Source organism: Yokenella regensburgei (assembly GCF_003634235.1).
In the GTDB taxonomy this organism is placed as follows: domain Bacteria; phylum Pseudomonadota; class Gammaproteobacteria; order Enterobacterales; family Enterobacteriaceae; genus Yokenella; species Yokenella regensburgei.
On the sequence record NZ_RBIZ01000003.1, the window covers coordinates 1,080,019 to 1,092,803 of the forward strand.

Consider the following 12,785-nt stretch of genomic DNA (forward strand, 5'->3'; position numbering starts at 1 on the left):
ATTGGTCTAATGCAAGAAAAATTGTGCGTCCGTCGAAGCTGTATCGATTAAGGGTTGCGCAAGGCGAGTGAAACGTCTTCAATGGTATAACAATCTTTTAACGGGAGACAGGGCATGGCTGAACAACTGGAATTTTTTCCGGTACCGAGCCCATGTCGGGGAATTTGCCAGTCCGACGAGCGCGGCTATTGTCGAGGTTGTATGCGTAGCCGCGAAGAACGCTTTCAATGGCAGGCGATGTCTGACGGGCAAAAACAGGAGGTGATCCGCCTGTGCCGTCAACGGTTGCTGCGTAAATTGCGCGCCAACAAACCCGCTGCGGCAGAAGATCCGGAACAACCCTCCCTGTTTTAATGTTGATCGCGGGCTTTACGCGCCCGGTTTTACGAACCCAATACACAGCGGATAGCCTTCATGCCGCTTATCCTGGTGAAAGGTTATCTGGCTAATGGCATCCAGCTTTATCTGCGGCCACTGCGTCAGCGCCTTGCTAAACGAGGCATCTGTACAGTTTTTATCTGAATGACCAATCAGCAATGCGCCAGAACGCGCAATCTCTGCATACCGGATCTCCGCGTTGTAGATATTAGGTTCTGTGCTGTTGCTCCAGGGGGTAATGGTTTTAGGTCCTGACGGCGCGTAAAAGAGAAGCCAGTCGGCCAGGTGCTCCCCACCGACCAGGCGCAGCGGTGTGCCGTAGCGTTGGTGCCATAACTGGTCAACCCTCTGGCTGAAGGGGATAATTCCACTCATTTTTTGTCCGGCATTGCCCACGTTAGCGGCCATGACCGCGCTGTACCCCAGCAACACCAGTACCGCGGTACCGATAAGAGCAATACTGGCCCCCCTGGCCGGCTGCGGGTTAGGGGTGACGACGCATCCGACAAGCAGCGCCGGGGCCAGGATGAAAAACGGCTGTAACCATTCCGTCAATCGCCCGCCGTGATGAAACAGGAACCACAGGCAAATGGGGGCCAGCGGCATTACGCTGACCAGCAGCAGAACGCGTTTATTGGTATCGACAGGCCAACGGAGCTGAATGTGGCTGCGACGCAGGATCCACCATAAGAACAGCAGCGGGTAGTAGATGCTCAGCAGTTTTATGAACAACGCCGGATTAAACTGACGTTTGATCTGCGAATCCACCCAATGGAAGGCCACAAAGTTGTGCTCCCATAGCCATGCCAGGTTTGGTGCAATAATGGCAAGACCCGCAATGAGTGCCAGATAGAACAGCGGTTGACGATAACAGTCCCGAATTTTTGGCACCACAATGGTCGCGATGAAGGCTGCGCCGACAAATGCCAGCGTTGAGTACTTCGCCATCGAGGCCAGCCCTGCTGTTATCGCGAATGCCAGCCACCAGCCGGGGTGACGGGTGATCGCATGGTAAAAGAACAACAGCATCCACGGCCACAGCATAACCAGCAGATAGTTATCGTTATAACTAATGATGTCGAAGTTAATGATCCCTGAAAGATTGAGGGTAAGCAGGGCAATCCAGGCCAGACGTTCGCTGCCGCTCAGGCATTTGGCGAGCGACCAGCACCCCACCATGCCAACGGCAATAGCCACAAAATGGGTGATGTACCAGTAAGCGCTGAATGAGATACCCGAAAACCACAGCGCCGGGCGCCATACCATACCCACCAGCCAGGGATTCTTTGGCGAACCCCACTCTGCGTTTTGTGCCCAGTTTAGTGCTTCAACGGCATCGTAGGGAACGGTAGGGTCAAGAAATATCGTTGCCAGACTCCACAACAGAGCATAAACACCCACCCAAACCATTAAAACGACTCGACTCATCGACCTTCCTTATTGAATTTATCCTCAGAGAAACTCCTTATCCTGGGCATCTATAGTTAAATTGCGGGCAAACAGAACTTGAATAACAGGTTTTTACCTGACAGGGGCGGTAGGAACAGAGAGCACAAGGACATGCGTTTCGCGCCGAATCATGTGTATACTCGAAACAGGTCTTTTTTGAGGATGTTGCTATGGTTCAGCGTATTACACTGGCGCCGCAAGGCCCTGAATTTTCGCGTTTCGTGATGGGGTACTGGCGTCTGATGGACTGGAATATGTCCCCGTGTCAGTTGGTCAGCTTTATTGAAGAACATCTGGATTTAGGCGTGACAACCGTCGATCACGCAGACATCTACGGTGGATACCAGTGCGAAGCCGCATTTGGTGAAGCGATGAAGCTGGCTCCGCATCTTCGTTCGCGTATGGAAGTGGTCAGTAAATGTGGCATTGCCACGACCGCGAAGGCAGAAAACGCCATTGGTCACTACATAACGGATAAACACCACATCATCAACAGCGCCGAACAGTCGCTGAAAAACCTCGCTATCGATGCGCTGGATCTGCTGCTTATTCACCGTCCCGATCCGTTAATGGATGCGGATGAAGTGGCGGAAGCGTTTCTGGCGCTGCATCAGGCCGGGAAAGTGCGCCATTTCGGCGTGTCTAACTTCACCCCTGCGCAGTTCACTCTGCTGCAGTCGCGCCTGCCGTTTACGCTTGCCACGAACCAGCTGGAGATCTCCCCGGTGCATCAACCGCTGCTGCTGGATGGCACGCTGGATCAGCTCCAGCAGTTGCGTATTCGCCCGATGGCATGGTCGTGCCTCGGCGGTGGACGGTTGTTTGAAGATGCTGAGTTCCAGCCACTTCGCGATGAGCTTGCCATTATTGCGCAGGAGCTGAACGCTGCCAGCATTGAGCAGGTAGTTTATGCGTGGGTGATGCGTCTGCCGTCGCAGCCGCTGCCGATCATCGGCTCAGGCAAAATTGAACGCGTCCGTTCTGCCGTAGCGGCCGCAGCGTTGAAGATGTCTCGCCAGCAGTGGTTCCGCATTCGTAAAGCGGCGCTGGGGTATGACGTACCGTAAAACCTGCCGGGGTGGCGTTCGTCACCCCGAAATGCTGCCTTCCGCTGGAGCCTGCTCCAGCTGCGAGAGCGAGCAGTACAGGCGCCAGATAAGCGTGCCCAGTTCGCGAGCGGCAGGTTGATGGTGCCGGGCGAGAGCATCGCAAATCCGCTGAAGTTCCTGCAACGACGCCGCTAACGGCCGCTGACGTACCCCGCGCTCGCTCATGACATCACGCAATAGTGAAATACACATATCACGCACCTGCGAGAGCGGGTCGGATCGGCTTTCCCAACTGCGCAGTTGCCAGACAACGTGCGAGCAGTTCAGCAGCACCACGCCCCAACGCAGTAACCAGCGGCGGGCCAGCGCATCCTGGCTGTTACTCAACTGACTGATGTGGTGGTAGACCAGCGACTCAAATTCATGCTCAGAATAAGCCGGTTTACGACTTAACTGGTCAATAAAGTGACGCCGTAACGCGCGAATGTGCCGACGGCTCTTACGTGCGTCAGAGCCGGGACGAAGTACCGCAAACGCCAGCCATGCCGCGCCCACACCGAGGATCTTCGCCAGATTGTCGTTGAGAAAACCGTCGAAGTTGTAATCTGGTGGGTTCGTCACCGAAACAAACGATCCCATAAACACGATAAGTTGCCCCCACAGCCCGGCAAACTTCGGCATTTGCTGCTTAAAGAGCTGCATAGTGGTGAGCAGCGGGAATAAAAATAACAGGAACTCCCACAGCTCGGTTATCTGTACCATCAGGCCGAACTTCACCACGAAGCTGAACAGCGACAGCAACAACAGTGTTCGCATCAATAAGCTCAGAGAATTGAACGGTGAAGGGGCAATGGAATAGAGCACGCAGGCGATAGAGGCCAGCGTTAGGGCTGCCGGGCCGGATCCCCATTGCGTGTTGATGCTCAGGGAACCAATGAAGAACAGGGCGACGAAGGTGCGGATCCCGTTCCACAGCGCCTCTGCGTGATCGGTATGACGAGCCAGTGCCGGAGCGCCGGGTACCGAAAACTCCGTCACTGCAGTCGCATTTTCAAGACGCTGAAGCCAGTAGCTGGAGCGCAGGTAAACCCGACAAAAATAGCGCAGCCGGTTCCAGAACGCCTGGTGGTGATAATCGGCGGCGTCAGTGGGAGCAAGGGGGGCGATGATTTTCGCAACGGTATAAATATCGGCTCCCGGTCTGGCCAGTTCAAGGACGAGGCTGTCAATGACCGTTCGCAGGTTTTGGGGGGGATTCGGCCAGTTCACTATCATCCGTCGCAGGCTGGAGATTACGCTTGTCAATCGCAGCTGCTGATGCAGTAAATAGTTCAGCAGGCTGTTTTGCCGACGAAAACGGTAGTGGCTCCAGAATGCCTGGATGCGTAGCAGATTCATGGTCAGGATCTGGCCGATAACGTTCTCGTGCGCGGTGCGAATGGCGTCGGTCGTGTTTGGTTGCCAGAGGAGGCTGCTGTGTTCCAGCAGCCGCGCGTGCATATTCTTGAGCGCGGTGAGAAGAGCGGTGCCATCGGAAGTGCTCGGCAGGATCATCATCATCGTCCCACCGCAGAGAATACCGACAATGACTTCACACACCCGTGACTGGGCGAGATCCCAGAGTACGGCAGGGTCAACGACGTTGACCATCGGGAAAGCGATCATGGCGCAGGTGTAGCCTGCCAGCTGGAAAGCGTAGGCCGCGTTATTGGTGAACATGGCGCAGGCCCAGGTACAAAAGGCGAGCCAGGCAGACATGTAAACCAAAAATAACCACGGGTCGGTCAGCGCGTGACCCGCAATAATCAACGCAATACAGGCACCCAGCAGGCTGCCGGCGATGCGGCCTAAACTTTTACTGATAACTCCGCCGACCGTAGGGAAGCTCACGACTGCCGCCGACGTCATCGCCCAGTACGGCTCGTCGAGATTAAGCCAGTAGGCAATGCTCAACGCCAGGCACATGGCGATGCCGTTGCGTAAGGCATAGCGCCACTGTCCCCGGGTCGCCTTTATCCACGGTAAGGATTGCCAGCTGAATGCGGGAAGATTCATCAGGGCTTGCCAATCGATACGGTACAGGTGGTACCGGAGACCAGCGTGATGTCCTGTGGAAGCGTATCGAATTCAATGCGTACCGGAACCCGCTGCGCCAGCCGCACCCAGGGGACGTTGGGTTTAATGTCCGCCACCAGGTCTTTATTGCTATCGACGCTCTGATCGTAAATGGCTCTACCGATACTGGATACGTGACCCTGTAACGTTTTTCCGGAGCTGTACAGAATGATATCCGCACGGTCACCTGAGCGGATATGGCGCAATTTGGTCTCTTCAAAGTAACCAACCACGTAGAAAGAGTGGCTGTCGACAAGGGCAAACACCGCTTTCCCTTCGCTGGCATAGTTGCCAACACGGGTTGATAAATTTGTCACCCAACCGTCAACCGGCGCCTTTACCACCGTTTGACTGAGCTGCCAGCGCGCGTGCTCAAGGGTTGCCTGCGCAGCACTGACGACGGCTTTGGCCGCCTTCTCGGCCATATTGGCGCTATCGCGATCCTCTTCCGAAATAAAGTTTTGCGGCAGATTATGACGTCGGCTGGCTTCACGGCTGGCTTTCAGCTGCTCAGATTGCGCTTTCGCAAGGCCTGCTTCGGCGTTCAGCACGGCAATTTTGTAGGGAGTATCGTCAATTCGGAACAGTACGGTACCGGCTTTTACTAACTGGTTGTCTTCAACGTTGAGTTCCTGAATGCTTCCGGATACCTGTGGCGTGATGCTGACCTGCTCGGCGCGGACTTTCCCGTCGCGCGTCCAGGGGGATTGCATGTAGTAGTTCCAGACCAGCCAGATAGCGATGATAGCGACGGCTGCAACCAAAAGCGTTGAGAAGTATTTTATTCTTTTCATTAAGTTAGTATCACCAGGAGACGATTAAAACCAGCGCCAGACAAACGGAAAGCGCAAACAGGGAGAGATCCATCAGCATGGGATGCCAGATTTCACCGGCGTACATCCAGTCACGTAGCTGACGATGCGCTACCAGCCAGATAAGAAATCCGAGCAGAACCGCTTTAAAAATGGGGGGAAAGTAGATGGACGCGCCTACCACCAGATCCTGAAGGGGTAAACCAGAGGCGTTCAGAATCGACTTCACGAGCAAGTTTCCTTTGCATGGGAGGAGTAATACGCAAAATGTGAGATCCACATCGGCGAAACGGTCTTATCGTTACTAGTAGTGTAAATCATTGCCTCGATTTGCGAGTTTTTGGCAATACAATTGTGTTGATATGTTAAATACTGCACACTATTCTAAAATCAGCATAATAACTTAGCAAGCTAATTATAAGGAGATGAAATTGGAATCGCCATTAGGTTCTGATCTGGCTCGGTTGGTGCGGATCTGGCGCGCTTTGATTGACCATCGCCTGAAACCTCTGGAATTGACGCAGACGCACTGGGTAACGTTGCATAACATTCATCAACTTCCCCCTGAGCAGTCGCAGATTCAACTGGCCAAAGCGATCGGCATTGAGCAACCGTCACTGGTTCGTACACTTGATCAACTGGAGGAGAAGGGACTCATTTCTCGCCAGACATGTGCGAGTGACCGACGCGCCAAGCGTATCAAACTCACCGAAAAGGCTGAGCCGCTGATTGAAGAGATGGAGACCGTCATTCGTAAAACGCGCGGCGAGATCCTGGCCGGGATCTCGGCAGAAGAGCTTAACATTTTGCTGGATCTTGTTTCGCGTCTTGAACAAAACATCAATGAGCTTCAGTCCCGCGATTAATCGTTGTCGGCGCCGAACAAAGAAGGGCCCTGCAAACGCAGGGCTTTTTTTTATCCCCAGACGACGACACGGTTACGCCCGGTCTCTTTTGCCCGGTACATGGCCTGATCGGCTCGCTGAACACACTCTTCGGCGCTAAGAGCGCTGCTGGTGGTCGTAAAGACCCCCATACTGATGGTCACCGGCTCCGGCAGGTGGTCGTTACTGCTCTGGGCATCCTGCTTTTCGATAGTGACGCGAATGCGTTCGGCAATGCGCTGTGCCTCTTCAGAAGAGACGTTCATCAATAGCAAAGCAAACTCTTCTCCGCCAATTCTGGCAGCGACGTCTTCCACACGAGCAGCGTTCTGCAGGACACGTGCGACGTACTGAATCACCTTATCACCCTGTAAATGCCCGTACTGGTCGTTGATGCGTTTGAAACGATCGAGGTCGCTGACTATAACGGATATCGGGGTGGCGGGGGTCGTGGCGCGCAGCTGGCTGGTCAGCGTGTCGTAGAAGAAGCTGCGGTTATACAGGCGCGTCAGTGAGTCACGAATCGAGTTCTGATAGGAATCCAGATACTTATCGTGAGAAGTGCGATAGAGGTGGAACACATCGCACAGCAGCACGAAGAACAGGAACAGGGTACAAAGGGTTTCAAAGAAACGGGCCTGATACCAGGAGTAACCTGCGCTGTGATCGGCAGTGAGTAGAATAATCAATGTCACAATATAGCAGGCGCAAAAGAAACCGCCGCTGAACCAAAATATATTCTTAAGCCGAGTAATACGTAATAAAACGTAGAGCGTCAGGAACCATAGTGAGACCAGCGCCCAACCAATGATATATCGCCATAAAGGCGTAAAGGTCAGCGTCAGATTATCAATAAAGCTGAGGTGGAATAACTCGTGGCCGCTGGCGTAAAGCCACGCCAGAATAATCATTGATGCCGTGAATGCACCAATGGAAATTAATATGGATGCATGTATTTTTCTTACGTGCATCGTACTCTTACGATAATAGTATAATACGGCAGCAGTAGTAAAAAGCGCCGCCATCATGATGTTGCGGAAGAAGTAGTAGATGATGGCATTGTTATAATTGACGAGTCGCCCTGAAGTGCACATATACCACTCGGGGTAAGTGCTCAGGGTTCCTGCCAGTAGCAGGGCAGAACCGGCAAAGGCGCACGCAATGGGCATCAGGTACAGACGTCGCTTTTCGCAGATATACTTCATTATCATGAAGGCTGCGATCATCATATGAAAAACAAATAAAAAAATGGTCATCACCGGGAATGCGACAGGACCAGTGCCGGGCATTGCTTTAAACAATATGTGCGACGTGTAATAAATTAAAGAAATGGCAAACGCACAAATTACAAAGAATATGAAAAGGTTGCGCGTAACGCGTGGTGATTTTGCAAGCATAATCTACGTCTCAATATCAGTAGGCTACAAAAAGAGAGCCCAAAAGTTGCGGTTGTTAAACGTAATATTACTGAGTGTAATTCAGAAAAATGTGTCAAATATTGCGCCTGAACAAACAACTGTGGCGGTTTATATTTGCGAGGTAATTATGCGTTAATTAGATGAGAAGAAAGGTTACCAAAAGTCAGTTTTTGTCAGGGAAGGGTAAAAATATATCGCGTAACGCAGAGCGCGTTACGCGATAAGAAGATTAACGCGGGGAAACGGTAACCTGCTGGCCGTTGCTGGCAATTGCTACACGCTGGCCTTTAGAGAAGCGAGTATCGCCCTGTTTCTGCACAACCATAATGGTGTTGCCGTCGTCTTTGCGGATTTCCAGCTCAACACCCTGGGTTTTGTTCATCGCGCTCTGTACGCCCTGACCGGCTACGCCGCCTGCTACAGCACCTGCTGCGGTAGCGAGAGAACGACCGGTGCCGCCGCCTACGGTATTACCGAGGAAGCCACCTAAAACCGCACCGCCGATAGCACCGATCACGTTAGAATCGTCGCCGCCCTGGATTTGTACCGGACGGGTATTCACGATTGTCCCGTAGGCCACGTTCTGAACCTGTTTTGCTTCGGATGCGTTATATACGTCCCCGGACAGGCCACTGCTGCTGACACATCCCGCCAGCGATAAACCGATCATAGAAACGGCCAATACACGTAACATCATTTACGACTCTCCTGTTCACCATGAAACGCTCACCTGAGCATCCGTCATGATGCAATTATATGGCATTTACCTTACGCAGGTCATTTGTTCTGCATCGATAAGGCGAAAATTATATTCAGAAAAGGTTTAACCGATGTTAAACCATTGTCAAAGTCGGAGCGTGGCCGGAGCTGTCAACTTTTGTGGTCTATTGTTAAAATTTATTAGTACCTCATAGAATTGGCGCGAGCTTTATGGTGGAGTGTGGGGTCCGGAATGCCTAACCTCAGGAAAACATATGAAATCGGGTCGCTTTATTGGTGTTATGTCAGGAACCAGCCTTGATGGTGTTGATGTCGTGTTGGCCGCGATTGATGAACATCGCGTCGCGCAGTTGGCAAGCCTGTCGTATCCCATTCCCGCTCCGCTGAAAGAGGGAATTCTGGCTATCTGCCAGGGGCAGCAACTCACACTTTCCCAACTGGGAAGGCTCGACACCCAGCTAGGTCGCCTGTTTGCCGATGCGGTACTGGCGCTGATGAATCAGGAACGCCTGCTGGCGGAAGACATTGTCGCCATCGGCTGCCACGGACAGACGGTGTGGCACGAACCGACGGGAGCGGCACCGCATACCATGCAGATTGGTGACAACAACCAGATTGTGGCGCGGACCGGTGTTAGCGTGGTCGGCGATTTCCGCCGTCGCGATATGGCTCTGGGGGGCCAGGGCGCACCGCTGGTGCCTGCGTTTCACGATGCTTTACTATCGCATCCCGCCGAACGGCGAATGGTGCTGAACATTGGCGGTATTGCCAATCTCTCGCTGCTGGTGCCAGGCCTGCCGGTTCGTGGCTACGACACCGGGCCGGGCAACATGCTGATGGATGCCTGGATCTGGCGTCGCCGTGGTCTGCCTTATGATAAAGACGCGGAATGGGCGAATAGTGGCAAAGTGAACCTGTCGCTGCTGCAGGATATGCTGAGCGACCCGTGGTTTGCGCTGCCGGCGCCGAAGAGCACCGGCCGGGAGTACTTCAATCTGTCGTGGCTCGAAAGGCAGCTCGCCCGCCACCCGAATCTGCAGGCGCAGGATGTGCAGGCAACGCTGACGGAGCTTACCGCCGTCACGATTAGTGAACAAGTGTTGCTGAGCGGTGGCTGTGAACGTCTGCTGGTCTGCGGCGGCGGTAGTCGCAATCCGCTCCTGATGTCGCGTCTCTCTGCGCTGTTGCCCGGCACCGAGGTGACAACCACCGATGAAGCCGGGATCAGCGGCGACGACATGGAAGGGCTGGCATTTGCCTGGCTTGCCTGGCGAACCATCAATGGTCTGCCTGGTAATCTGACGTCGGTAACCGGCGCCAGCGAAGCGTCGGTGCTGGGCGCCATTTTTCCCGCCAATCCACTGCAGAATCAGAGTTAACTGAAATCCGGGCGAATTATCTGTCGCTAGAATAGGATCATTACGGAAGGGCGGATTGCCCTTCTGGCCCGGAAAGTCACCAGGAACGACTATGAAAAAGAAACTACTGATTGCCGTAATCCCTTTCATGCTCGCCGGCTGTAGCTACTACAACCAGTTTGTCGAACGTATGCAGACCGACAAGCTGGAATATCAGTGTGATGAGAAACCGTTGACCGTGCAGCTGAACAATCAGCGCCAGGAAGTCAGCTTTATCTATGACAACCAACTGCAGCATCTGAGGCAGGGTCTGTCCGCTTCCGGAGCGCGTTATACGGACGGGGTATACGTCTTCTGGTCGAAGGGTGATAGCGCCACCGTTTACAAACGCGACAGTATTGTCCTGAATAACTGTCAGTTACAGAATCCGAAGCGTTGAGATTTTTGGTCGGGCGGCGCACAATAACGCCACCCGATGACAATAAAAAAAGCTTACGCCATGTCTGATAACGATGATTTACAAGAACAAATCGCGCAATCGCGCCGTGAATACATCCGTGGCGGTCTCCGCCGCCGCGACCTTCCTGAACAACCGCTAGATCTTTTCGAACGCTGGTTACGCCAGGCCTGCGATGCAAAGCTGGCTGACCCGACCGCCATGGTGGTCGCGACCGTCGACGAAAACGGCCAACCGTACCAGCGTATTGTCTTGCTCAAGCACTACGACGAGAAAGGCCTGGTGTTTTACACCAACCTTGGCAGCCGTAAAGCCCATCAGCTTGAGCAGAACCCGCGCATCAGCCTGCTGTTCCCGTGGCATATGCTCGAGCGTCAGGTGATGGTGACGGGTAAAGCTGAGAAGCTTTCCACCCTCGAAGTTGTGAAATACTTCCATAGCCGCCCGCGCGACAGCCAGATTGGCGCATGGGTGTCAAAACAGTCCAGCCGCATTTCCGCGCGCGGGATCCTCGAAAGCAAATTCCTCGAACTCAAGCAAAAATTCCAGCAGGGTGAAGTACCGCTGCCGAGTTTCTGGGGCGGTTTCCGCGTCAATATCGAGCAAATGGAATTCTGGCAGGGCGGTGAACATCGCCTGCATGATCGTTTTTTATACCAGCGTGATAACGGTTCGTGGAAAATTGACCGCCTGGCACCGTAATCCCCACAAAATGTTGTTTTAAGCGCTGGCGCAAGGCGGGCTGGCGCTTTATTCTATGAAGCTTTCGTATCTGACGAAAAGTCGTGTACCGGCAGAGGTGCAGTCCGTATATATATGGAGAATTTGATGGCAAGCAGTAACCTGATTAAACAATTGCAAGAGCGGGGCCTTGTGGCTCAGGTGACGGATGAGGAAGCGTTAGCAGAGCGACTGGCGCAAGGGCCAATTGCACTCTATTGCGGCTTCGATCCGACCGCTGATAGCTTGCATTTGGGGCATCTCGTTCCCTTGTTATGCCTCAAACGCTTCCAGCAAGCGGGTCACAAGCCGGTAGCCCTGGTCGGTGGTGCCACCGGTCTGATTGGTGATCCGAGCTTCAAAGCCGCGGAGCGTAAACTGAACACGGAAGATACCGTGCAGGAGTGGGTAGATAAAATTCGCAAACAGGTCGCGCCGTTCCTCGACTTCGACTGTGGCGATAACTCTGCCATTGCTGCCAACAACTACGACTGGTTTGGCGGCATGAACGTGCTGACTTTCCTGCGTGATATCGGTAAGCACTTCTCCGTTAACCAGATGATCAACAAAGAAGCGGTGAAGCAGCGTCTGAACCGTGACGATCAGGGGATCTCGTTCACTGAGTTTTCCTACAACCTGCTGCAGGGTTATGACTTTGCCTGCCTGAATAAGCTGCACGGCGTGTCGCTGCAGATCGGGGGTTCCGACCAGTGGGGTAACATCACCTCCGGTATCGATTTGACCCGTCGTCTGCACCAGAACCAGGTATTTGGCCTGACCGTACCGCTTATCACCAAAGCAGATGGCACCAAGTTCGGTAAAACCGAAGGTGGCGCAGTATGGCTGGATCCGAAAAAAACCAGCCCGTACAAGTTCTACCAGTTCTGGATCAACACCGCCGACGCCGACGTCTATCGCTTCCTGAAGTTCTTTACCTTCATGGACATTGAAACTATCAATGCGCTGGAAGAAGAAGACAAAAACAGCGGTAAAGCACCTCGCGCTCAATACGTCCTGGCAGACGAAGTCACTCGCCTCGTTCACGGCGAAGAGGGTCTGGAAGCGGCGAAACGCATTACCGCAAGCCTGTTCAACGGTACGTTGAGCGACCTGAGTGAAGCTGATTTCGAACAGCTGGCGCAGGATGGTGTACCGATGGTTGAGCTGGAAAAAGACGCCGACCTGATGCAGGCGCTGGTGGACTCCGAGCTGCAGCCGTCCCGCGGTCAGGCACGTAAAACCATCGCCCAGAACGCTATCACCATCAACGGTGAAAAACAGTCCGATCCTGAATATACCTTTGCCGACAGCGATCGCCTGTTCGGTCGTTACACCTTACTGCGTCGCGGTAAGAAGAACTACTGTCTGGTCTGCTGGAAATAATCCAGTCAACCGTGAAGGGCGTGGGAAACCACGCCCTTCTTA

The 12,785-nt window shown here is 53.5% G+C and carries 13 protein-coding genes; 7 read left to right on the top strand and 6 right to left on the bottom strand.

Features of this window, described 5'->3' with window-relative positions; genetic code table 11:
- Positions 1-114: 114 nt before the first annotated feature.
- Positions 115-354 carry a DUF1289 domain-containing protein gene (locus C7387_RS05430; RefSeq protein ID WP_006820116.1) on the top strand — a complete coding sequence of 80 codons (240 nt, stop codon included), beginning with the start codon at positions 115-117 and terminating at the stop codon, positions 352-354.
- 15 nt (positions 355-369) lie between these two features.
- On the opposite strand, the gene C7387_RS05435 is transcribed toward C7387_RS05430, so the two are convergent.
- Positions 370-1,806: a glycosyltransferase family 39 protein gene (locus C7387_RS05435; RefSeq protein WP_166791139.1), complete on the bottom strand. Its 1,437-nt coding sequence runs from the start codon at positions 1,804-1,806 to the stop codon at positions 370-372.
- Positions 1,807-1,997: 191 nt separating this feature from the next.
- On the opposite strand from C7387_RS05435, the gene C7387_RS05440 reads away from it, so the two are divergent.
- The gene (locus tag C7387_RS05440; protein WP_120816245.1) at positions 1,998-2,894 is read left to right on the top strand and encodes an aldo/keto reductase; all 897 of its coding nucleotides are present in this window, start codon (positions 1,998-2,000) and stop codon (positions 2,892-2,894) included.
- A gap of 21 nt (positions 2,895-2,915) precedes the next feature.
- Here C7387_RS05440 and C7387_RS05445 read toward each other — a convergent pair whose 3' ends face one another.
- Genes C7387_RS05445 through C7387_RS05455 form a run of 3 tightly spaced genes read right to left on the bottom strand, consistent with a single transcriptional unit; the run spans position 2,916 to position 6,032 of the window.
- A complete protein-coding gene (locus C7387_RS05445) occupies positions 2,916-4,931 on the bottom strand; it encodes an FUSC family protein (protein ID WP_120816246.1) in 2,016 nt (671 codons plus the stop codon).
- A complete protein-coding gene (locus C7387_RS05450; RefSeq protein ID WP_006820112.1) occupies positions 4,931-5,785 on the bottom strand; it encodes an efflux RND transporter periplasmic adaptor subunit in 855 nt (284 codons plus the stop codon). The genes C7387_RS05445 and C7387_RS05450 overlap by 1 nt, the downstream gene beginning before the upstream one ends.
- Positions 5,786-5,795: 10 nt before the next feature.
- Positions 5,796-6,032, bottom strand: coding sequence for a DUF1656 domain-containing protein (locus C7387_RS05455; RefSeq protein WP_038257315.1), 237 nt, complete (start codon positions 6,030-6,032; stop codon positions 5,796-5,798).
- A gap of 196 nt (positions 6,033-6,228) precedes the next feature.
- On the opposite strand from C7387_RS05455, the gene slyA reads away from it, so the two are divergent.
- Positions 6,229-6,669, top strand: a complete 441-nt coding sequence (gene slyA, locus C7387_RS05460) for a transcriptional regulator SlyA (RefSeq protein ID WP_006820110.1) — start codon at positions 6,229-6,231, stop codon at positions 6,667-6,669.
- A 50-nt stretch (positions 6,670-6,719) separates the two neighbouring features.
- Here the strand turns inward: slyA and C7387_RS05465 are convergent, their stop codons facing one another.
- The gene (locus tag C7387_RS05465; protein ID WP_120816247.1) at positions 6,720-8,084 is read right to left on the bottom strand and encodes a sensor domain-containing diguanylate cyclase; all 1,365 of its coding nucleotides are present in this window, start codon (positions 8,082-8,084) and stop codon (positions 6,720-6,722) included.
- Positions 8,085-8,334: 250 nt separating this feature from the next.
- The gene (gene slyB, locus C7387_RS05470; protein WP_006820108.1) at positions 8,335-8,802 is read right to left on the bottom strand and encodes an outer membrane lipoprotein SlyB; all 468 of its coding nucleotides are present in this window, start codon (positions 8,800-8,802) and stop codon (positions 8,335-8,337) included.
- Between the two features lie 277 nt (positions 8,803-9,079).
- Between slyB and anmK the strand changes: the two genes are divergently transcribed.
- The 4 genes from anmK to tyrS all read left to right on the top strand — a co-directional run bounded on the left by anmK (position 9,080) and on the right by tyrS (position 12,743).
- Positions 9,080-10,204 (top strand): anhydro-N-acetylmuramic acid kinase, encoded by a 1,125-nt coding sequence (anmK, locus tag C7387_RS05475; protein WP_038257321.1) that lies wholly within the window; start codon positions 9,080-9,082, stop codon positions 10,202-10,204.
- Positions 10,205-10,295: 91 nt separating this feature from the next.
- Positions 10,296-10,622: a C-type lysozyme inhibitor gene (mliC, locus tag C7387_RS05480; protein WP_038257324.1), complete on the top strand. Its 327-nt coding sequence runs from the start codon at positions 10,296-10,298 to the stop codon at positions 10,620-10,622.
- Between the two features lie 60 nt (positions 10,623-10,682).
- Positions 10,683-11,342 carry a pyridoxamine 5'-phosphate oxidase gene (gene pdxH, locus C7387_RS05485; protein WP_087943273.1) on the top strand — a complete coding sequence of 220 codons (660 nt, stop codon included), beginning with the start codon at positions 10,683-10,685 and terminating at the stop codon, positions 11,340-11,342.
- A gap of 126 nt (positions 11,343-11,468) precedes the next feature.
- Entirely contained in the window at positions 11,469-12,743 is a 1,275-nt protein-coding gene (tyrS, locus tag C7387_RS05490; RefSeq protein ID WP_040903582.1) for a tyrosine--tRNA ligase, read from the top strand.
- Positions 12,744-12,785: the final 42 nt, after the last annotated feature.